The sequence below is a fragment of the Nocardiopsis coralliicola genome, from assembly GCF_054779695.1.
The window spans coordinates 1-21,662 of the sequence record NZ_BAAGXT010000017.1 but is presented as its reverse complement, the minus strand read 5'-3'; the positions used below and the strand labels follow the sequence as shown (position 1 = coordinate 21,662).

At 74.7% G+C, this 21,662-nt stretch carries 14 protein-coding genes; 8 read left to right on the top strand and 6 right to left on the bottom strand.

The window, feature by feature from the left end:
* The first annotated feature begins 71 nt into the window (after positions 1-71).
* Genes ACYVGT_RS14205 through ACYVGT_RS14195 form a run of 3 tightly spaced genes read left to right on the top strand, consistent with a single transcriptional unit; the run spans position 72 to position 3,383 of the window.
* Positions 72-1,379 (top strand): sensor histidine kinase, encoded by a 1,308-nt coding sequence (locus ACYVGT_RS14205; RefSeq protein WP_460858176.1) that lies wholly within the window; start codon positions 72-74, stop codon positions 1,377-1,379.
* Positions 1,366-2,781: a sensor histidine kinase gene (locus tag ACYVGT_RS14200; RefSeq protein ID WP_460858174.1), complete on the top strand. Its 1,416-nt coding sequence runs from the start codon at positions 1,366-1,368 to the stop codon at positions 2,779-2,781. The genes ACYVGT_RS14205 and ACYVGT_RS14200 overlap by 14 nt, the downstream gene beginning before the upstream one ends.
* On the top strand, positions 2,778-3,383 hold the full coding sequence (locus ACYVGT_RS14195) for a response regulator transcription factor (protein WP_460858172.1): 606 nt from the start codon (positions 2,778-2,780) through the stop codon (positions 3,381-3,383). Before ACYVGT_RS14200 ends, ACYVGT_RS14195 begins: the two co-directional genes overlap by 4 nt.
* A gap of 914 nt (positions 3,384-4,297) precedes the next feature.
* On the opposite strand, the gene ACYVGT_RS14190 is transcribed toward ACYVGT_RS14195, so the two are convergent.
* Both ACYVGT_RS14190 and ACYVGT_RS14185 read right to left on the bottom strand, forming a co-directional pair.
* Positions 4,298-4,945, bottom strand: a complete 648-nt coding sequence (locus ACYVGT_RS14190; protein WP_460858170.1) for an HAD family hydrolase — start codon at positions 4,943-4,945, stop codon at positions 4,298-4,300.
* A gap of 457 nt (positions 4,946-5,402) precedes the next feature.
* Entirely contained in the window at positions 5,403-7,568 is a 2,166-nt protein-coding gene (locus ACYVGT_RS14185) for a SpoIIE family protein phosphatase (RefSeq protein WP_460858339.1), read from the bottom strand.
* A 535-nt stretch (positions 7,569-8,103) separates the two neighbouring features.
* On the opposite strand from ACYVGT_RS14185, the gene ACYVGT_RS14180 reads away from it, so the two are divergent.
* From ACYVGT_RS14180 to ACYVGT_RS14170, 3 genes are all read left to right on the top strand, one after another.
* A complete protein-coding gene (locus ACYVGT_RS14180; protein WP_460858169.1) occupies positions 8,104-12,357 on the top strand; it encodes a HAMP domain-containing protein in 4,254 nt (1,417 codons plus the stop codon).
* Between the two features lie 2 nt (positions 12,358-12,359).
* On the top strand, positions 12,360-13,007 hold the full coding sequence (locus tag ACYVGT_RS14175) for a response regulator (protein WP_460858167.1): 648 nt from the start codon (positions 12,360-12,362) through the stop codon (positions 13,005-13,007).
* A 114-nt stretch (positions 13,008-13,121) separates the two neighbouring features.
* Positions 13,122-13,934 (top strand): phosphotransferase, encoded by an 813-nt coding sequence (locus ACYVGT_RS14170; protein WP_460858165.1) that lies wholly within the window; start codon positions 13,122-13,124, stop codon positions 13,932-13,934.
* A gap of 394 nt (positions 13,935-14,328) precedes the next feature.
* Here the strand turns inward: ACYVGT_RS14170 and ACYVGT_RS14165 are convergent, their stop codons facing one another.
* Positions 14,329-15,549, bottom strand: a complete 1,221-nt coding sequence (locus tag ACYVGT_RS14165; protein WP_460858163.1) for a GAF domain-containing protein — start codon at positions 15,547-15,549, stop codon at positions 14,329-14,331.
* 153 nt (positions 15,550-15,702) lie between these two features.
* Here ACYVGT_RS14165 and ACYVGT_RS14160 point away from each other — a divergent pair, with 153 nt between their 5' ends.
* Positions 15,703-16,470 carry an ANTAR domain-containing protein gene (locus tag ACYVGT_RS14160; RefSeq protein ID WP_460858160.1) on the top strand — a complete coding sequence of 256 codons (768 nt, stop codon included), beginning with the start codon at positions 15,703-15,705 and terminating at the stop codon, positions 16,468-16,470.
* Positions 16,471-16,913: 443 nt separating this feature from the next.
* The gene (locus tag ACYVGT_RS14155; RefSeq protein WP_460858158.1) at positions 16,914-17,264 is read left to right on the top strand and encodes an STAS domain-containing protein; all 351 of its coding nucleotides are present in this window, start codon (positions 16,914-16,916) and stop codon (positions 17,262-17,264) included.
* Between the two features lie 201 nt (positions 17,265-17,465).
* On the opposite strand, the gene ACYVGT_RS14150 is transcribed toward ACYVGT_RS14155, so the two are convergent.
* The 3 genes from ACYVGT_RS14150 to ACYVGT_RS14140 all read right to left on the bottom strand — a co-directional run bounded on the left by ACYVGT_RS14150 (position 17,466) and on the right by ACYVGT_RS14140 (position 20,857).
* A complete protein-coding gene (locus ACYVGT_RS14150; RefSeq protein WP_460858155.1) occupies positions 17,466-17,924 on the bottom strand; it encodes an SgcJ/EcaC family oxidoreductase in 459 nt (152 codons plus the stop codon).
* Positions 17,925-17,980: 56 nt separating this feature from the next.
* Positions 17,981-18,976 carry an anti-sigma factor RsbA family regulatory protein gene (locus ACYVGT_RS14145; RefSeq protein WP_460858152.1) on the bottom strand — a complete coding sequence of 332 codons (996 nt, stop codon included), beginning with the start codon at positions 18,974-18,976 and terminating at the stop codon, positions 17,981-17,983.
* Positions 18,977-19,621: 645 nt separating this feature from the next.
* Complete coding sequence (locus ACYVGT_RS14140; protein WP_460858150.1) at positions 19,622-20,857, bottom strand: glycosyltransferase; 1,236 nt, start codon at positions 20,855-20,857, stop codon at positions 19,622-19,624.
* Positions 20,858-21,662 lie beyond the last annotated feature (805 nt).

The following is a 21,662-nucleotide window of genomic DNA, read 5'->3' as shown; positions in this document are numbered from 1 at the left end:
GCGGGCGCTTTCCGCCAGAATGGACATCCGCGCCGCACGCCCCGCCGGAGCGGCTGCAGTGAGGAGACGGGATGCAGGTCGAGCAGTGGCCGGACATCGGCACCGATGCCGCCGCCGCGATGCAGAAGCGCATGCGCATCGCCTGGTGGATCATGGTCTTCTCGCTGAGCTTCGTCGCCCTGCAGATCCCCTTCCTCACCGTGGCCACCGCGGTCTCCGGGGTCGCCGAATCCATCGCCCTCTGGCGGGTGGCCGTCGGGGTGGCGGTGAGCGTCCCGCTCACCGCCGTGGTCATCTGGATGCTGATCTTGCGCATGCAGCACCGGGTGCGCCCGGTGCTCGACCGGGCGCTGCTGGGGGGCTCCGCTGCGCTGATGGCGGTTGAGGTCGTCGTCTTCGACATGTGGACCGGCACCGCGATGATCGTCGGGGCGTGGTGGTCGTCCGCGTGGGTCCTGGCCTCCCGCCGCTGGCGCGTCGCCATCACCGCGGTCGCGCTCGCCGCGCCGTGGGCGCGGGCGCTGTTCTTCACCGACCCCGACTGGATGCTGGTGGGCGGAGTGATGCTCACCGGCGCCGGGTACGGCGGGGTGCTGCTGTCCGGCAACATCGCGATGCTCTGGCTGTGGGACGTCGCCAAGGACTCCGTCGCCGGCTGGGAGGCGCGGGCCCGACTGGCGGTGAGCGAGGAGCGGCTGCGGTTCGCCCGCGACATGCACGACCTGCTCGGCCACAGCCTTTCCGGGATCGCGGTGCAGAGCGAGCTCGCGGCCCGGCTCGCCGAGCGCGACGCCGGCCGCGCCGCAGAGGAGATGCGCGCGGTGCAGCAGCACGCCCGGGATGCGCTGCGCGAGGTGCGCTCGGCCGTGACCGGCTACCGCGCGATCGACCTTCACCAGGAGATCGACACCCTCACCGGGGTGCTCGCCGCGTCCGGTGCCCGCACCGCCGTCGCGGGGGACGTCACTGCGGTCCCGGTCGGGCTTCGCTCCCTGGCCGGGTGGGTGGTGCGCGAAGCGGTCACCAACGTGATCCGGCACAGCACGGCGACCCGCTGCGAGATCGCCCTGCGGCGTGATGCCACCACCGCCACCATCGAGGTCTACAACGACGGTGCCTCCGAGGCCGGAGCCGCGCCCCGCGGCAACGGACTCACCGGCCTCGCCGAACGGGTTTCCGCGGCGGGCGGCACGCTGAGTGCCAGCCCCAGCGGCTCCGACGGCTTCCTGGTCCGTGCAGTCCTGCCGGCGGATGAGCCGGCCGCTGCGCCCCGCCCGGGGACCGCCCCCGCCGAGCGGGGGCCGGAGGGCGCCCTGCCCGCGGCGCCGCCGGAGGGCCCGGCGGCCCCGGCCGTGCAGGCCCACGATGTCCACCGCTGAGAGCCGCCGGCCGGAAGGCGCCGCCGCCTCGCCGGAGGGGCCCGCCGGAGCGGGCCGGCCGCCGGCCGAGGACGCGCGGCTGCGCTCCGCCAAACGCATCGCCTACGGCGCTCTGGCGGTGCTGCTGGTGCAGATCCCGATGTGGGTGGGCGTGCTGCTGTGGACCTTCCAGATCGACGGCGCCTTCTCCGGCCGCGACGACGCGCGGATGCTGTGGGCGGTCATGTGGGCGGCGCTCGCCGGCTGCTTCGTCCTGGCGGGTACGGCGGCGTGGCTGCTGCGGGTGCGGCTGCGCGGCGGCAGCCGCTGGGCGCGGTCGGTGTTCTGGGCTTCCGCGGTCCTCGCGCTCGGCGTCCTGGCCGCTCTGGGACCCAACCTCAACGCCTCGGTGGCGCTCGGCACCTGGTGGGCGGTCGCGACCCTGGCGGTCACGCCGCGGCACGCCGCGGCGAGCGGTGCGCTGCTGCTGGCCGCGCCGGTCGCCCAGCTCCCGTGGGTGCCCGAGGAGGTCGTCGGGCAGATGGCGGTGCTCCTGGTGTTCTTCGCCGCCATCGCCGCGATCCTCCGGCTCCTGGCCGAAGGCATGGTGCGGCTGCTCGACATGGCCGAGGAGCTCATCGCGGGGCGCGAAGCCCAAGCGCGGCTCGCCGTCAGCGAGGAGCGGCTGCGGTTCGCCCGCGACATGCACGACCTCCTCGGCCACAGCCTCTCCGGGATCGCGGTCAAGAGTGAGCTGGCCCGCCGCCTCGCTGAGCGCGACCCCGGCCGCGCCGGGGCAGAGATGGCCGAGGTGCAGCTCGCCGCCCGCGAAGCGCTGCGCGACGTGCGCTCCGCCGTCACCGGGTACCGGAAGACCGACCTCGCCGGAGACCTGGAGCGGATCGGTTCCGTGCTCAGAGCCGCGGGGACCGAGTGCCGGGTGCGGGGCGGAGCCGCGGACGTACCCCTCCACCTGCACGATGCCGTGGCGTGGTTGCTGCGCGAAGCGGCCACCAACGTGGTCCGGCACAGCGGCGCAGCGCAGTGCGAGATCGCGCTGCGCCCGCAGCGGAGCGCCGTCGTCGTCGAGGTGCACGACGACGGCGCACCCCGGTCGGCCCCGGTCCCCGGCAGCGGTCTCACCGGCCTCACCGAGCGCACCGCGGCCGAGGGCGGCAGCCTCTGGTACGGCAGGACGTCCACCGGCTTCCTGGTCCGCGCGGTCTTCCCGGCGGGGGCGGCCGGCAGCGCAGCGGAGGGCGGAGTGCAGCCCGCCGGTACCGCCCGCACCACCGATGAGCGGGAGTGCGAAGCGGAGCCCGGCGCGGCCCCCGACGGTAGCGTGCCCGGCGGAGACGACACAGGTGCAAGCGAGCGCGGCGGCCGTGCGGCCGGCCGCGGTGAGACGAGGAGAGCGCAGTGATCCGCATCGTGCTGGCCGACGACGAGCACCTGGTGCGCGGGGCGATCGCCGCGCTGCTCGGCCTCGAGGAGGACTTGGAGGTGGTCGCCCAGGTCGGCCGCGGCGACGAGGTCGAGGCCGCGGTCGCCGAGCACGCCGCCGACATCGCCGTCCTCGACATCGAGATGCCGGGCGCCACCGGGCTGGAGGTCGCCGGCCGGCTCCGGTCGTCGGCACCGGGAACCGGAGTGCTCGTGCTGACGAGCTTCGGCCGTCCCGGCTACCTCCGCCGCGCCCTCGACGCCGGGGCCCGCGGCTTCCTCGCCAAAGACGCCCCGGTGGACGAGCTCGCCGGCGCCATCCGCAAGGTCCACACCGGCGGCCGCTACATCGACACCGAGCTGGCCGCGACGGCGATGACCACCGGCGACAATCCGCTGACCCCGCGCGAAGCCGAAGTCCTGCGGGCCGCAGCCGGCGGCCAGGCCGTCGCCGACATCGCCGCCCGCATCCACCTCAGTGAGGGAACGGTCCGCAACTACCTCTCGGCCGCCATCACCAAGACCGGCGCCGCCAACCGCCTCGGCGCGATCCGCACCGCCCAGGAGATGGGCTGGCTGTAACCGTCGGAGGCACGCCCCCAGAGCGCCGATGCGGGTCACCCCGCGGTCTCCGGTCATGCGCGCATCCCCACCGCCGCCCGTGTGTCCTGAGGCCGGTCTTCGGGCCCACCGCCCCCGGTGCGGGGCAGGCCTCCGCGGGATGTCGCAGGCCGATTTGGCTCTGCCGGGGACGTGCGTACGACTCCTCCGATCCTCCGAACCCCTGTTCGGCGCCCGGGCGTGCATCTCCCACCGCCGTCCGACGGGTAGGCGGCCGGTGCTTGGGCCCACCGCCCCTGTGTGGAGTGAGCGTCCGCGAGATGGCGTGCGTGCTGCCGCCGTCCGCGTGGCCTGAGGGGGATGTTCCAGCCCGCCAACCCGATTCGGGGCGGGTGCCCGCGCGGTGCGGCGTCTGCGCTGAAGATCGCGCCCCGCGGCGGGGAGAGCGGGGTCGCTCGGCGCTGTCACTGCGCGAGTGGCGCGGACAGGAAGGCGGGGGACCTCGATGCGGTCGGACCGGCCCCTCGCGAGGGAGCCGGTGTAGGTGCCGTCATCCTCGCTGATGGCGGTGTGCACCGCGCCCGGCCGTCAGATTCTGCTGTCAGGGACATGCCGATTCTGCAGCCGGGCTCCCGTCGGGACGGCGCGGATGCCGGGGTGTACCGCACCGGACTATCTCCGACCGGGCAGGGCGGATGGGCGCACTACCTCCGACGGCGCCTCTTGAGGTTGCCGCGCCGTCCGCGGATCCAGCGGTTGCGAGGGCCCGCAGCGGCACGTCTGCGCCGGTACAGCCCGAGAGCGAGATGGCGCCTTCGGCTGCGGGTGCAGGCGCCGGCGCCTCGGACTGCGCCGCCCTTGTCTGCGGAGCCCGAGAGGCGCAGCGGACCGGGCCGTCTCCCGGGAGGGCAGCGGCCGCCGGTCTCGACCGTGTGTCAGGCAGTCGCCTCGACCAGGAGGTCGGTGAGCGAGGACAGGGCGATGCGGCCCGGGGCGTGGGCCGTGGGGACGGCCGAAGGGGCGAGGTGGACGCGGCAGCCGGCGGCCTGGGCTGCGGCGGCGCCGCTGGCGGAGTCCTCGACGGCCCAGCAGAGGGCGGGGTCGGCGGCGAGGGCCGCGGCACCCATCAGGTACGGCGCCGGGTCGGGCTTGCGGAGGTCGGTGTCGTCGGCGGTGACGACGGCGGCGAACAGGTCGCGGCCGATCGTCTCCAGGGCCAGCTCGGCGACGCTGCGCGGCGAGGACGTCACGAGCGCCTGCGGGATACCGGCCTTCTGCAGGCCGCGCAGCGTGTCCAGCGCGCCGTCGTGCAGTGGCGGACCGTCCTGCAGCAGCACGGTGACGCGGGCGACGATGGCGGCGTGCAGCTCGCCCAGCTCCGCACCGGTGAGACCGGCGCCGGTGTGCTCGTTGAGCATCCGCATGGTCGTCCGGTCGTCGGTGCCGGTCATGGCCTGCGCGACCTCGGCCGGCAGGCTGCCGCCGAGCCTTCCCGCGGCCTCGGCCAGCGCCACGTGCCACAGCGGCTCCGTGTCCACCAGCGTTCCGTCCATGTCCCACATGACGGCGTCCGGCCGTGCCATCCAACCCCCTCGGAATCCGTCCCGCGCTGGTCCGGCCGACCACGATAGCCACGCCCCCGGACTCCGCACCATGACCGCGGTCACCAGCTCCATGCCGAGGCGCCGCCGCCGGCGGCGCGGCGGGGAGGGCCGGGGCGGCCAGCTGTCCGGCAGTCCCCGTGCCGGCCGGCCGCCGCAGGACCGGTACCGCGCGCTGCGGCCGGCATCCCCGCCCGGGGCCGGGACCCGGGCGGACCGGCTGCGGCGACCGTGCGCTCCGGGAAGTCCGGCACGGCCGGGCCCGGCGGTGTGCGCGCCGCAGCCGAAGGGCGGCCCGCAGCGCGGTGTTCCGGGCGCCGGCCCGGACCGGGCCGAGGTCCCCGAGCGCTGGCGCGGCCGCCCGCGGTGCCGCGCCCCTGTTCGCGAGGGCCCCAGGCCCCACGGCGGCGCGCCGGGCGCGGAACATCCGGCACCGCGCTCAGAGGAAGCGCAGCACCAGCATTGCCGTGTCGTCGGTGTGGCCGCCCGGAGCGAACTCCTCGAGCTCCCGGTCGATGCGGGCGATGACGGCGTGCGCGGTGAGGCCGGTGCAGCCGGTGAAGATGCGCATCAGGCCCTCGTCGCCGAGCATCTCGGTCTCGGTGCGGCGCTCGGTGACGCCGTCGGTGACCGCCAGCAGCACCGCACCGGATTCGATCTCCACGGTCTCGGTGAAGAAGTCGACGTCCTCGAACGCGCCCAGCAGCGGCTGCGACGTGCCGACCGGGTCCACCGCGCCGGCGCGGTCCAGCTTGAGCGGCAGCGGATGCCCCGCCGACACCAGCCGGATCCGCATGCCGCCGGACTCGCCCAGCGGCGTCATCTCGCCGTACAGCATGGTCAGGAACCGGGTCGAGGTGTTCTCCTCCAGGATCGCCAGGTTCAGGCGGTCCATGATGTGCGCCGGCGAGCAGCCCTCGCGGGCCAGCGCGCGCAGCGTGTGCCGCGCCAACCCGGTCACCGCCGCCGCCTCCGGCCCGGTGCCGCACACGTCGCCGATGGCGAAGCACCAGCGGCCGTCGGCCGCGAACACGTCGTAGAAGTCGCCGCCGACCACGGTCCGCTCGTCGGCCGAGCGGTAGAACACCGCGTGGTCGACGCCGGGGATGTCCGGCTCCTTCTCCTTGGCCGGCAGGAGGCTGCGCTGCAGCGCCTCGCTCATCTCCGTCTGCCCGGCGTACAGCCGCGCGTTCTCCATGGCCGACGACACCCGGCTGGCCAGGTCGTTGGCGACGTCCACGTCCTCGCGGGTGAACGGCGCGTCCGCCTGCCGGCCCAGCGTCATCCGGCCCAGCGCGCGCCCGTGTGCCACCAGCGGGATGCTCACCGCGGGCGACTCGGCCAGCTCCAGGGTGAGCTCGTCGTCCAGTTCGGCGGCCGACACCAGCTCCGCCGACCAGAGCGGCCGCGGGCTCGCCGCTTCGGGCGGCGGCAGCGTCGCCAGCAGCGTGCGCAGGACGTCGTTGTAGTTCTCGTTGCTGTGCACCGCGTGCGCCAGCCGGCTCACGCCCAGGTCGCTGACGATGTGCACGGCGCACCAGTCGCCCAGCCGGGACGTGGCGAGCTGGGCCGCGAGCGCGGCGGTCAGCGGCTCGTCCAGCGTGCCGGTGAGCAGGTCGCTCGCTTCGGCGAGGAAGCTCAGCGAGGCCCGCCGGGACAGCTCCACCTCGGCCAGCCGGGCCCGTTCGACCGGCAGAGCCATCCGGTCCGAGCCCTCTTGCAGGCGCCGCGCCGCGGTGTCGCCGAAGTGCCGGATGCGCCGGGACGCGACGCCGATCAGCCCGGTGATCCGCCCGTCCACGATCAGCGGGGCGGTCACCAGCGAGCGCATGCCCGCCTGCGCGAGCCGGCCGCGGTGCGCGCGGGCCAGCATCAGGTCGTCGTTGAGGACGGCGCCCGGCGCCGGCGCGGCCGACGGGAAGGTCTCCTCGGTGCGGCTGCGGAACGGAGCCCAGGTGCCCTCGGTGAGCCCCACGCCGGCCCGCACCTCCCACTCCGTCTCGTCGGTGGTGGCCAGCGCGATGTAGGCCGCGTCGCCGCCCAGCGCGGAGCGCGCGTACTCCACCGTGCGGTCGAGCAGTTCGGGCAGCGACAGGCGGGCGGACAGGGCCGCGTCCAGCGCCGCCCACGGGCCCGGCCGGGGCGCCCTGCGCTGCGGAGGCCGGACCGGGGCCGGCGGCGTGATGCCGTTCTCGGTGTCCTCCTCGTCGTCGAGGACCCGGAACCAGACCGCCTTGTCCTCTTTGCTGTAGGCCACGCCCCACGAGGACGCGATCGCGCCGGCCAGCGCCAGGCCCAGTCCGCCGCTGCGCGTGTTCTCGGTGGAGGGCGAGGTGTCCACCGCCAGCGGCCCGGCCTGCGGCAGGGCGCGCTCCGGCACCCGGTCGGCGACGACGACCTCGACCAGGCCGTCGTACCGGCGCAGCGTCACTTCGAGGACGCTCTCGGCGTGGATGACGGCGTTGGTGACCAGTTCGCTGACGAGCAGCACCACGTCGTCGGCCGAACGGCCGACCGCCCACTGGTCGAGGGTCTCCCGCACGAACGTGCGCGCTTCCCCTGCGGCTTCGGGGACCGGGGAGAACTCCCGTTCGGCAGCCTTCATCGCGTCGTGTGGCATCGTGAAGCCGTGCGGTTCCTTCGGTGTCTGGGATGCCGGACCGTGCGCCCGCGGACGGTCCGACTGCTGGGCAGGCTCCCCGCTCGCGGCGGTCGGCCCGCCACCGAGACTATCCGCACGCTGCATCCGCACCCCTCCCAGGAGCTCCCCGGCGGGATAGCGCGGGAACGCGCCGGGCACTGCCCGCCCCGCGGCGGGGGCCGGAGGAATCCCTGCCGCGGCTGCCGCGCTGTACGCACCGGCCGTGCTCAGGGGCCTGGCGCACTGCTGCTGCGCTCTCCTTGCCCGAGCCGGTGTCGTATTCGCCCTGACACGGGCACAGTAGGAGACGACGCAGTCATGATGGCAGAACAGGCACCGATCCAGCAGCTCGCCCGAATACCGTGAAGCCCGCATACCTTTGCGAGGGGCCGGGGTGCTCCCGGCCTCCGGGTCCGGCGGCCCGGCGCGACCGTGCGGCGGCCCACCACCGCGGCGCGGGCGCTGCCCGGCGCCAGGGATCAGCCCAAGGAGGAGACGCATGCCCGAGGACACGCGGGCGCCCGACGCCGCCGGCGCGGACGACGCCCGGCTGGACGAGCTTCTCGACGCCCTGTACAGCATGCGCGACGGTGATTTCAGCGTGCGCCTGGACAGCCGCGCGGGCGGCAAGCACGGCGAGGTCGCCACCGTCTTCAACCAGGTGCTCGACCACTGCGAGCAGCTCAGCAGCGAGCTGCAGCGGGTCGGCGAAGTGGTGCGCACCGAAGGCCGGCTCACCGAGCGCGTCTCGGTCAGCCCGGCGCGCGGCGCGTGGGGTACCAGCGTGCGCTCCCTCAACCACATGCTCGACGAGGTGAGCGAGCCGGTCACCTCCGTCGCGCAGGTCCTCGACGCGGTGGCCGACGGCGATCTGAACCGCCGGGTCGCGCTCTCCGGCCGCCGCGGCGAGCTCCACGGCGACCTGCTCCGCCTGGCCTCCTCGGTCAACCGGATGGCCGACCAGATGAGCGGCTTCACCAGCGAGGTCACCCGGGTGGCCCGGGAGGTCGGCACCGAGGGCAAGCTGGGCGGCGCCGCCAGGGTCGAGGGCGTCTCCGGTGCCTGGCGCGACGTCACCGAAGCCGTCAACCAGATGGCGTCGCGGCTCACCGCGCAGGTCCGGGACATCTCCACGGTCACCTTCGGCGTCTCCCGCGGCGACCTCAGCCGCAAGGTCACCGTCGACGTCCAGGGCGAGATGCTGGAGCTCAAGGACACGGTCAACACGATGGTCGACCAGCTGTCCACGTTCGCCGACGAGGTCACCCGGGTGGCCCGCGAGGTCGGCACCGAGGGCAAGCTCGGCGGGCGCGCCAACGTCAAGGGCGTCTCGGGCATCTGGAAGGACCTGACGAACAACGTCAACTCGATGGCCGACAACCTGACCAACCAGGTGCGCGACATCTCCACGGTCACCACCGCGGTCGCGCGCGGCGAGCTGAGCCGCAAGGTCACCGTCGACGTCCAGGGCGAGATGCTCCAGCTGAAGAACACCGTGAACACCATGGTGGACCAGCTCGACTCGCTCGCGGACGAGGTCACCCGGGTCGCGCGCGAGGTCGGCTCGGAGGGCAAGCTGGGCGGCCGCGCCAACGTCAAGGGCGTCTCCGGTATCTGGAAGGACCTGACCGACAACGTCAACTCGATGGCGAACAGCCTCACCTACCAGGTGCGCAACATCGCCCAGGTCACCTCCGCGGTCGCCGCCGGCGACCTGACCAAGAAGATCACGGTGGACGCCCAGGGCGAGATGCTGCAGCTGAAGGACACCGTCAACACGATGGTGGACCAGCTGTCGGCCTTCGCCGACGAGGTCACCCGGATGGCGCGCGAAGTCGGCACGGAGGGAACCCTCGGCGGCCAGGCGCACGTGCGCGGCGTCTCCGGCGTCTGGAAGGACCTGACCGACAACGTCAACTCGATGGCGAACAACCTGACCCACCAGGTGCGCCAGATCGCCCAGGTCACCACGGCCGTCGCCAAGGGCGACCTGACCAAGAAGGTCACCGTCGACGCCAAGGGCGAGATCCTTGAGCTCAAGGGCACCATCAACACGATGGTCGACCAGCTCTCTGCGTTCGCCGCGGAGGTCACCCGGATGGCCCGCGAGGTCGGCACCGAGGGCAAGCTGGGCGGCCGCGCCGACGTGCAGGGCGTCTCGGGCATCTGGAAGGACCTGACCGACAACGTCAACTCGATGGCGCAGAACCTGACCACTCAGGTCCGCAACATCTCCCAGGTCACCACCGCCGTCGCCAAGGGCGATCTGACCAAGAAGATCACCGTCGACGTCCAGGGCGAGATGCTGCAGCTGAAGGACACCGTGAACACCATGGTGGACCAGCTGTCGGCCTTCGCCGCGCAGGTCACCCTGGTCGCCCACGAGGTCGGCTCGGAGGGGCGGCTGGGCGGCCAGGCCAAGGTCGACGGCGTCTCCGGCACCTGGAAGCAGCTCACTGACAGCGTCAACGAGCTCGCCGGAAACCTCACCACGCAGGTCCGCGCGATCGGCGAGGTCGCGGCCGCCGTCACCCGCGGCGACCTCACCCAGCGCATCAACACCGACGTCCGCGGCGAGATGCTGGAGCTGCGCGACAACATCAACCTCATGGTCGCCAACCTGCGCGAGACCACGGCGGCCCAGCGGGACGAGGACTGGCTCAAGTCGAACCTGGCCCGCATCTCCGGCCGGATCCAGGGCCACCGGGACCTCAACGAGCTCGCCCGGGTCATCATGACCGACGTGACGCCGCTGGTCGGCGCTGAGCACGGCGCCTGCTTCCTGCCCGAGGACTCCGACGACCAGAGCACCTTCCGCCTCTACGCCGGCTTCGGCTTCCAGCCGGACGCGTCGCGGCGCTGGGTCCGATCGGGCGTCGGCCTGGCCGGCGAGGCGGTCGCCCAGAAGCGCGAGCAGATCGTGCACAACGTGCCCGGCGACTACGTGACCGTCGAGTCCGGCCTGGGCTCGGCTCCGCCGATGACGCTCGCGGTGCTGCCGATCATCTCCGAGGGCCGGGTGCTCGGCGTCGTCGAGTTCGGCTCCTTCGGCGAGTTCCGCGAGGTGCACCTCAACTTCCTCCGCGAACTGGTGCAGCTCATCGGCACCACCGTCAACACGGTCCTGGCCAATTCCAAGACCGAGTACCTCCTGGTGCAGTCCCGCCAGCTCACCACGGCCCTGCAGGAGCGCTCCAACGAGCTGCAGCGCCAGCAGGAGGAGCTGCGCCGCAAGAACGCCGAGCTGCACAGCAAGGCGGGACAGCTCGCCAGCCAGAACCGCGCCATCGAACTGCAGAACCGGCAGATCGAGCGGGCGCGCCGCTCCCTGGAGGACCGCGCCCACCAGCTGCAGGTCTCGTCCAAGTACAAGTCGGAGTTCCTGGCGAACATGTCGCACGAGCTCCGCACTCCGCTGAACAGCCTGCTGATCCTGGCGCGGCTGCTCGCCGACAACAGCGAGCAGAACCTCACCTCCAAGCAGGTCGAGTTCGCCCAGACCATCCACAAGGCCGGCAGCGACCTCCTCGAACTTATCGACGAGATCCTCGACCTGGCGAAGGTCGAGTCCGGGCGGGTCGAGGTGCAGGCGGCCGACGTCCCGATCCGCGGGCTCGTCGACTACGTCGAGGCGTCGTTCCGGCCGCTCAGCCAGGACCGCGGCCTCGCGTTCGCCGTGGTCGTCTCGCCGGACATCCCCGACCACCTGTGGACCGACGAGCAGCGCCTCCAGCAGATCCTGCGCAACCTGCTCTCCAACGCCGTCAAGTTCACCTCCTCCGGGGAGGTGCGGCTGCTCATCAAGCCGGCCTGGGCGATGGACGACGCCGACTTCGACATGTTCGGCGAGAACGAGGAGGTCATCGCCTTCTCGGTGGCCGACACCGGGATCGGGATCTCACCCGACAAGCTCCAGGTCATCTTCGAGGCGTTCCACCAGGGGGACGGCGGTACGTCCCGCCGCTTCGGCGGCACCGGGCTGGGCCTGTCGATCAGCCGGAACTTCGCGCGGCTGCTCGGCGGCGACATCCGCGTGGAGAGCACCGTCGGCGAGGGCAGCACCTTCACCCTGCTGCTGCCGGTGCGGGTCCCCGAGGAGACCGCCGACCGGTCCGAGCCGGCGCTCGGCGCGCCGCCGGAGGAGCAGCGGCCGCCGGAGTCGGCGATCGAACCGCTCACCGACATCGAGTTCGGCGACGTGCCGGACACCCCCGCCGAGCTCACCGAGGTCCCGCCGGAGCTGCCCGAAGCCGACACCGGCGGCAGCGTCCCGGTGCTGCGCGAGACCGAGCCGGAGGAGTCCGGCGAAGAGCGCGGGACCGACAGCGAGCACGAGCGGGACCAGCGGATCGCGGGCAAGACCGTGCTCATCGTCGACGATGACATCCGCAACGTCTTCGCGCTGACCAGCGCGCTGGAGGCGAAGGGCCTCACCGTCCTCTACGCCGACAACGGCCGCACCGGCATCGAGAAGCTCGAGGCCAACGAGGACGTGTCGCTGGTCCTGATGGACATCATGATGCCGGAGCTGGACGGCAACGCCACGACCCGCGAGATCCGCGCGATGCCGCAGTTCTCCGATCTGCCGATCATCTCGCTGACCGCGAAGGCGATGCAGGGGGACCGCGAGGCCAGCATGGAGGCCGGTGCGTCAGACTACGTGACCAAGCCGGTCGACCTCGGCCACCTCCTCAACGTGATCCGCACGTGGGTGGCACCGGAGGACGGCACCGAAGACGGGCAGGAGCAGTAGACGTGCCACAGAAGGCGAACATCCTTCTTGTCGACGACCGCGACGAGAACCTGACGGCCCTGGAGGCGATCCTCACCTCGCTGGACCAGAACCTGGTCCGCGCCTCGTCGGGTGAGGAGGCGCTCAAGGCGCTGCTGGAGGACGACTTCGCGGTCATCCTGCTCGACGTGATGATGCCCGGCATGGACGGTTTCGAGACCGCCAGCCACATCAAGCAGCGGGAGAAGACCCGGGATGTGCCGATCATCTTCCTCACCGGGGCCGGCATCGACCGGCACCAGGTGTTCCGCGGGTACGCGGCGCGGGCCATCGACTACCTCACCAAGCCGTTCGACCCGTGGGTGCTGCGCTCCAAGGTGGAGGTCTTCGTCGAGCTGTTCCAGGTGAAGCAGCGCCTCAAGGACCAGGCCCGGCTGCTGCGCCGGCAGGTCGCCGAGGAGACCGGAGCCGACGCCGAGCCGCTGGTGGCGCGCCTGGCCCGGCGCACCGCCGAGGTCAACGCGTCGCTGGAGCCGCTCCGGGAGCTGATCGTCACCGACCGCGGCCTCGACACCCGCACCATCGAGGCCGTCCGCGACCTCGACCGGTCCGTCGCCCAGATGACCACCGTCGTCGAAGCCCTCCGCGGCCCGGAGCAGACCGGGGGCTGACCGGCCGCGGGCCGCCCGCCGCTGCGCCGCCCGCTGCGGCCCGGCGGCCGGGGCGTTCCGCGGGCCGCGGAAAATCCGGTCGCGCCGGCACCGCGGGAGCGGGAGGATGGCGCGGTGAGCCGCACTATCTCGGAAATCCCCACCGGCCCCGTCGAGGTGCCCGCCGTCGTGCGGGCCCTGGCGGGCTCGGCCCGTACCGAACCGGTCTGGATCAACGAGCTGGGCGGTACGACCTTCCGCCTCACCGGCGACGGGCCGGACCGCTACCTCAAGTGGACGCCGGCCGGCACGCCCGAGATCGACCTCGCGGCCGAGGCCGAGCGGCTCGCCTGGGCGCAGCAGTGGGTGCGCGTCCCCGAGGTCCTCGGCCGCGGCGCGGACCCGGCCGGGACCTGGCTGGTGACCGCGGCGCTGCAGGGAAGCTCCGCGGTGGACCCCCGCTGGCGGGACCACCCGGTCACGGCGGGCACCGCCATCGGCCACGGCCTGCGCCGCCTGCACGACGCGCTCCCGGTGGCCGAGTGCCCGTTCGACTGGAGCATCGAGCGCCGCCTGCGCCGCTGCGACGAGCGCCTCGCCGCCCCCGGCGGGATCCCTGATGAGGACCTGTCCCCGGAGCACCGCGGCCTCGACCCCGCTGCGGTCCGCGCCCGCCTCGCGGCCCCGCCGCCGGCCGACCGGCTCGTCGTCTGCCACGGCGACGCCTGCGCCCCCAACACCCTCCTCGACCCGGCAGGCGGCTTCGCCGGCCACGTCGACCTCGGCTCCCTCGGCACCGCCGACCGCTGGGCCGACCTCGCCGTCGCTGCCTGGAGTATGGACTGGAACTACGGCTCCGGCTACACCGAGGCCGTCTACGCCGGCTACGGCATTGAGGCCGACCCCGAGCGCATCGCCTACTACCGGCTGCTCTGGGACTTCGCCTAGGGCGTGTTCCGGCCGCCCGCGCGGGGCGCGGACGGCTGGCGGCGGGATCCCGCTCCGGCTCGCGGGGGCCATCCCGGAAGTCGCGGGGTGCAGTGCGGCCCCATCCGGCGCGACGGCGGATGCACGTGTGGGTCCCCGTGCAGTGCAGCGTCGGCGGCTGCCGGCCGCAGCAACGGCGGGGGCCGTCCCCGCGCGCAGGATGCAGGCGACCGGCGGCCGCCGCACCCAGCGCATGCCGGTCCCGCCCCCGCGGGCGGGGGCGCAGGGTCCTCGGCCTGCGGTGGCGCGGGGCCGCTGCGGACCGGAGGCCAGGGGCGCGGCCGAGTGCTCGGAGTGCGCGGCGGCTTCGCTGCTCGGCGGGGACGGCGGCCGCTCGCAGAAGCGGCCGGAGGGGTCAGCCGGTGGCCGCGCCGGAGGCGTCCGGAGCGTCGGCGGCGCTGTCGGGATGGGGCGGCAGGGCCAGGCCGATGTGCTCCCCGATCTCCTCGATCAGTCCCAGGTCGGCGAGGCGGAAGGATCCGCGGTTGCTGCGGCGGATGAGAGTCAGGGCCCCCCGGATTCCGCGGCTGCCCCGGAGCGGGACGCTGAGCAGCGAGCCCGCGCCGAGCGTCGCGAGCACCGGGGCGCCGTCCGCGCCGGCACCGAGGAGGCCCTCGTCCTCGATCAGCTGGTTCAGCAGCGAGTCGCCGGTCGCCAGCACGTCGCCGGGCACGTCGGAGTCCATCGGGTCGGCGCCTTCCAGCAGTGCCCGGTGCGCATCGTCCTCGGGCACCGCGACCACGGCGCGCCGCGCGCGGTCCGGTTCCGAGGGCAGATCGCAGACGTCCAGCAGCACCCAGTCGGCGTAGGAGTCGGCGAGGAGCGCCGCGGCCTCCTCCAGGGCGAGCGGCCGCCCCTCGCCGCCCGGCCCGGCCGAGGCGAGCAGCAGCCGCGTCATCCGGGTCAGCACGTCGAGCCGGCGCGCAGCGAGGACGACGACCTGGTCCTCCACCTCCGCCTCCAGCGGCGGCGGGCCGTCCTCCTCGGCCTCCTGGTGCGGCGGCGACACCACGACCAGTACCAGCGGCTCGGCCTCCAGCGGCACCTCGATCCGGGTCAGCGCGAGGTGCACGTCCTCGGCCCAGCCGCGCTGCGCCAGGCGTGACTCGAACGACGCCGGGCTGCCGTCCCGCAGCACCGCCGCGAGCCACGACCGCAGCGGCGCCCGGCGCCGCAGGTCGACGAAGGTGGAGAACGGCTTCCCGGTCAGGTAGCCGGGCGCGCCGCCGAGCCGCTCGGCGGCCAGCGCGTTGAGCCGGCGGATGTGGCCGTCGCGGTCGAGCAGCAGGACCGGGACGGTCAGCTCGTTGAAGACCGCCTTGAGTATCGAGCGCTCGTCGTCGGCGTGCACCGACCGCTGCGGGCCGGTGCCGGTGCCGTCCGGAGCCGCCGACGCGGCGGCGATCCGCTCGCCGCAGTCCTGGAGCAGGCGGCCGGCGTAGTCGAGTTCGGCCAGCGCGGCCCGCGCCGTGCCCGCCGTATCGCCGGAGTCCATGCCGAGGCTGGTGCGGAGCGCCTCCGCCCGGTCGTTCAGCTCCGCGATCTCCCGCTGGAGTTCGGCCAGATTGTCCGGCACGCCCTGTGACTCCCGTCGTCGTGGTGCGGCCGCGTCCGCCCGCGCTGGCGCGGTCGCGTATCGACGCTAACGTATGCGGAACCCGGCGCGTTCTGCGGTTACCGTGGAGTCAGGACGTGGATTCGACCGCCCGGTGCGGGGAAGGCGGCGGTGATGGAAGCTGCGGACACCGCGCCCGCGTGGGTGGAGCGGCTCGCGAGCGCGATCGGGGAGCTCGGGCACACCGACGGCGGCACGCCGGAGCGTGCGCTCGACCGGATGAGCGCCGCGGCCGCGAGCTCGGTGCCCGGCTGCTCCGCGGCTCTCGTGGTGATCTGGCGCGACGTCGCCGACGGCGGCAGCGGCGGTGCCGTGGACGCCGGCGGCGCCGGCCGGCACGTCGTCGTCGACTACGGTGCCTCCCACTCCGACCTGGCGTCGGCCCTGGAACACCAGTACACGACCGACCAGGGGCCCGCGGTGGAGGCGGTCCGCGAGATGCGCCCCGTCATCGTCTCCGACGTGCTGCGGGAGCGCCGCTGGCCCGGCTACGTGAGCACGGCCGTGCAGTGCGGCGACCGCTCGTCGGTCACCTACCCCTGCGCGATGGAGGGCGAGGTGGTGACCTTCGGCGTGCACTCGGTGCGCGGCGACGGGTTCGACGTGGCCGCGGTCGCGCCGCTTGTCGCCCTGCTGGCCGAGCACGCGGCGATGGCGCTGCACAGCGCCGGCCGCTACACCGACGCCGCGCGCGAGGCCGCGCACATGCGCCGCGCCATGTCCGCGCGGGCGGTCATCGACCAGGCCAAGGGCATCATCATGCACGCACGCGGGTGCGGTGCCGCCGAAGCCTTCGCCGAACTGCGCAGCGTCGCCCAGCGCAACCGCATCAAGGTGGCGGAGGTGGCGCGCTCGCTGGTGGAGGAGAACTCCCGCCGCTAGGGCGTGTGCGGTGGATCGCTCACCGCCGGCGGGGGAGCCGGGGCGGCCCGCTCTTCCTCCTCGGCTCCACGGGGCGAGGAGGACGCTGCGAGGGGTGTGCCGGGGCATCGCGCAGCGGGACAGGTGTCCCCCCGCGTCCGAGGCGCGGCCGCGGACCGGTTCCGCGCGCGGCCGCGCGCAGCGCACCGCTCAGTCCTCTCGTTTCCGGCGACCAGCGGAAAAGCCGGGTGATCCGGGGATATCGGTGTGGTGACGGTGGACCGGCTGTTCTGGGCCCTGCCGCGGGCAGGAGATACGCTCGGAGGCGTGGACGCCCCGCAGCGCCGGACGACGGCGTGTCGGCGCGGGGGCGGACTGCTCGGACGCAGGAGACCACCCCCGCCGCCCGTGGCCGGGCGTCGGGCGGGCGCGGATGGCGTCCGCAGCAGAGGAGGAGGGTGCGCGTGCCGGTGCAGATCCCCGTGGCGGACGATGGCGGGGTCGCCGTCGTCGCGCCGGAGGGCGAGCTGGACGCGACCACGTCCCCGGCCCTCGCCGAGGTCATCGACGGGCTCCTGACCGCCAGTGAGCCGGCCCGCGGCATCGTCATCGACATGTCCGGCGTCGGCTTCTGCGACTCGCGGTGCATCGGCGTCCTCGTCTCGGCCTACCGCCAGGCCCGCGACCGCGGCATCCGCCTGGTGATCGCCGCACCCCAGGGCACCGTCCAGCGCCTCTTCGTCATCGCCGGCATCGACCAGGTCCTCACCATCGAGCCCGACCCGGCCCAGGCGCGCGAGTCCGTTCTGGCCTGACGCCCGGCCGCAGCGGCGCTCCCCGGCGGCCGTCCGGGAGCGGTGCGCGGGCCCGCTGCGGCCCGCCCTCCCGTAGGAGCCCCTCCTACGCCGCCGGTCGGCGGTCTGGACGCGTCTCCGGTGGAGCTCTGCACCCGACGGTGAAGCCGGCTGCGCCGGTGGGAGGCCGCAGCTGCGGCCTCCCACCGGCGCGCGGGCCGGTCAGCCGGTGGCGAGCGTGTTCTGGCGGGCGGCGATCCACCAGCGTCCGTCCTGCTTCACCAGCACGTAGAGCGCCACCATCGCGGGGTCGGGGCCGGTGGGCGCGCCGTCGGCGCCGAGGTCGGCGGCGCTCTTGCGGACCAGGGCGACATCGGAGCGGACGAAGGTGACGGAGTCGACGGTGTAGCGGGCCCGGGAGTCGCGCAGCGGACCGGCGAGGCCCGCGGCGGCAGCCGCGTGGATCGCGTCGCGGCCGGCGAGGAGGCGGCCCGTCGCGATGGCCGCGGTGCCGTCGCTGGCGAAGTGCTCGGCGAGCAGGCCGGGGTCGTTGCCGTTGAAGCCGCGTTCGATGTCGGCGATGATCCGCTCGATCGCGGCGCGGTCGGCGGCGTGCTCGGCCGTGTCTGCGGGGGCGGCGAGGGCGGGCGGCACGGTGGCGGCCGTGGAGTCGGTAGTCATGCGCCCAGCCTCGGACTTCGAGTTAACGCGAAGTCAACAGGCGGGGCGGGATCCGGTCAGCGGCCCTGCCGGGGCGCGCGGAAGACTAGCCGGACCAGGGTTCCCCGGGGCGAGGGGACGACCTCGAAGAAGTCGCACACCTGCCGGGTGATCCACAGGCCGTAGCCGCGCCCCTGCAGCCCTTCGGCGGGGCGCTGCCCGGCGAGGGTGTCGTTGAACGCGGTCGAGGTGTCGCGCACCTCGCAGACGATGCGGTCGCCGGCCCGCCACAGCACGAGGCGGCCTGTGCCGCCGCCGTGCTCGACGATGTTGGCGGCCAGCTCGTTCACCGCGACGACCAGGTCGGCGTGGCGGGCGCTGGGCAGGCCCACCGCCTCGGCGAGCGCCTCCGCGCCGCTGCGCACCGCGGCCAGGTCGCGGCCGAGCGGAAGGACGTGGGCGGAGGGCTCCGGTTCGGCCGGCGGCGGCACCCTGCCTCCGCCGCCTCCGCTGCTCCGGCCGGCCGTGTCGGCCCGGCCGCGCGCCGCCGGCCGGAAGCCGGGGTTCGGATGCTGGCCGTCCACCGCGCGCAGGTGCGGGTGCGCCGCCCGCGCGGAGGCTGCCGCGGCTGCGGTCAGCACCCGGGTGTCATGCGCGCAGAGCAGCTGCAGCCGGTCGCGGCGCAGCGCCTCGTGCAGCGCGGCTTCGGCGTGCCGCCAGTGGTCCAGCTCGCCGGCGTGGTCCGGCAGCAGCGGCTCGCCGATGAACAGAGCCCCGGTCGCCGCGTGGGAGACGGCGATGCGGTGCAGTGCGCCCGCTGCCCGCCCCGGCGCGTCGTAGTGCGCGGCCCGGTCGGTGAACCGGAGTTCCGCGCCCCGGGAGGCACGCGCCAGCGCGGCACCGAGCCGGTCGCTGACCGCGGCGATGACGGGTGTTCCCGCCTCGGCGGCCGCTCGTACCGGAGCCGCCAGCGCCGCCGCGAGCGCTTCCGGCCCCGCGGCGAAGACGCCGGCGTGCGCGAAGGCGCCGGCGGGCATGCCGCGAAGGACCGCGGGATCGGCGGGGGACGTCATGGCGCCGTGCACAGTACTCGGAATCGGAGGACCGCGCGTGCCCGCTGTCCGATCGCCCGCCCGGCCGCCGGTGCGGCGTGCGCCCTCCTGCCTGGCCGCGGCGCCGCCGCGCGGCTGCCGCTCCGGCGTGCCGACCTGGCGGCTCCCCCGGAGCGCCCCGCGGGCACGCGCGGCTGCGGTGCGCGGCCGCGAGTGCTCCGGGCGGGTGGCGGGGGTTCCGCGGGGGTGCCCGCACCGGTGCGCTCCTCCGCTGCTGGAGCAGGGCCGCCCGCGAAAGCGCCGGGAGCGCCGGCTGCCGGCCCCCCGGGTGCGGGGCCGACCTGTGCGGCGGCGCTGCTGTGCCGGTGCCCGCGCGTCCCCGGGCCGCGGTCGGCAGAGCCGCGGACCCCGGTAGCAGGGCGGCCGCGGGAGCGGCCGGGGCCCGTGCCCGCTGCCGGCCCGCTCGCCTCTCCGCCGCACCCGTGCGCGCACGGGGGAGCCGCAGCGCCCGGAGGGCCCGCGAGGGCGGACGCCGCCCCGCCGTCCGATCGGGGCGCCCCGGTGCGCTCCGCCGGGGCGGGGCGCGGCCGCACGCTGCCGGCGGCGTCGGGCAGAAGGCCGCCCCCGTCCGGCGCAGGCGCGTGCGCCGGGACGGGCGGTCCCGGTCTAGTGCACATCGTCGCCCGACGCAGCGGCGAGGCCCTCCTCCTGGGGCAGGGCGGCGCTGTAGACCCGCTCGGTCTCGGCCGCGACCCGCTGCCAGGTGTAGCGCGAGCGGGCCCGGTCGGCGGCGGCGATGCCCTGCGCGGTGCGGATCGTCGGCTCGCTGGACAGCGCGTGCAGTGCGCGGGCGAGCGAGTCGCGCTGCGCGCGGCGCAGCAGCAGGCCGGTGGTCTGGTCGAGGACGGCGGCCGTCGCGCCGCCGGCGGCCTTGGCCACCACGGGGAGCCCGCACGCCATCGCCTCCAGCAGCGCGCCGCCGGACGGGTCGTAGTCGTCGACCGCCAGGTGCACGTCTGCCGAGCGGAGCAGCCGCGGCAGCTCCTTGCGGTCGACCGGGCCGGACAGCCGCACGCGGTCGCCGACGCCGGCCTCCTTGGCGAGCAGTTCGAGGCGGCGCAGCTCGTCGTCGGTGCCCGGGTAGGTGGGCGACGCACCCGCCACCACGAGCAGCTCGGTCCCCGGCAGCCGCACCGCGGCCTCGATCGCGCGCTCCGCACCGCCCGACCCGGGGCGGCTGACGGTGATCAGCCGCGTGGCCTCGTCGCGGCGGCGCGTCCACGGTTCGGCGGCCGCGGCGCCCTCCACGCTGAAGTGGTCGGTGTCGACCCCGAACGGCACCACGCTGACCTGCTGGCGGGCCAGGCCCATCCGGGCGAGTTCGAACCGGAGGTCGTCGGAGCCGGCGATGACCGCGTCGGCGCGGCCGGCGATGGCTGCCTCCATCCGGGCGCGGTCGGGCCGCTCCGGCAGCCCGTGCCGCTGCTCGGCGGCGTTGAGGGTGCTGAAGGTCTGCACCACCGGCGGGCGGCCCTCGCCGCTTCCGGCGGCGGCCAGCGCTGCCAGTCCGCTCGTCCAGCCCAGCGCGTGCACCACGTCCGGAGCGTCGGCGGCCAGCGCCTCGCCCAGCGCGGTGGCGAAGGCGCCGGTGTGCTCGGCCTCCTCGTGCGCGCGCAGCGGGCGCTCCGGTCCGGCGGCCAGCAGGTGCGCGTGCACGCTGCGGCCCATCCGGGAGCGTCCCTCCGGGTCGTCGTTGCTGACCCGGGCGTAGACGGTCACCCGGTGGCCGAGCTTGGCGAGCTGGCGGGAGAGCGCGGCGACGTGGACGCTGTCACCGCAGGTCGGCTCCGCGCGGTGCGCGGCGAGGGGCGTGGTGTGCTCGGCGATGAGGGCGATCTTCACGAAGGACTCCTCGATGCAGGGGCGAAGACTGGTGTCCGCGGCGTGCGGCCGGTGCCGCCCTGCCGGGCACCGCCCTGTGCGGCACTGCCCTGCAAGCCGCGGTGCGCCCGCGGCGCGGGCACGGCGGAGTGCACGGCAGAGCGCGCAGGGACGCGCGCGGACATGGAACGAGGCGCAGGAAGCGCTGGCTCTGAGAAAACAGCGAAAGCGCTGAGCGCTGAGAGCGGGGGATGGCGGGTGGAAGGGAACGGAGAAAACGACGCATCGGCACACACCTGACTGAATCGCGGAGGCGCTCCCGCGGCGATCGCCGCACGCGGAGCAGGAAAAACGAAATGCACTCGCCTCGAAACCGGAAGGAATCCCGGGAGGGAGTGCTTCAGTGGCGGTGTGTCTGCGTCTTAGACACCCGCGAGTCATTGTGCCAGACCCGGCGGTGCCGCACAATGCCCCGCTGACCTGGGGCAGCGGTTCCGCCCGCGGTCTGCGCGGGTGTGGCGCAGCGCGGTCGGCGTTTGCCCGCGGGGCCTCCGGGCAGGCTGGGCGGCGACGGTGCGGCCGCTGCCGCGCCGGCCAGCCTGCAGCAGGGCCTGAGGGAGCGGAGGCCGAGAGTGGCACCGACAGCGGCAGTACATCCGGCGGTGCTTGCCGGGCGGAAGGCGCTGGTCATGGACGCGTCCGGGGGCGGTGCCGCAGACCGCGGCACCGCGCGCGGCGGCACCGCCGGCGCCGCAGAGCCCGGTGCCGCTGCGGCGGTGGCCGGCGCGCTCGCGGCGCACGGTGCCGCGGTCGCCGTCGCCGGCGA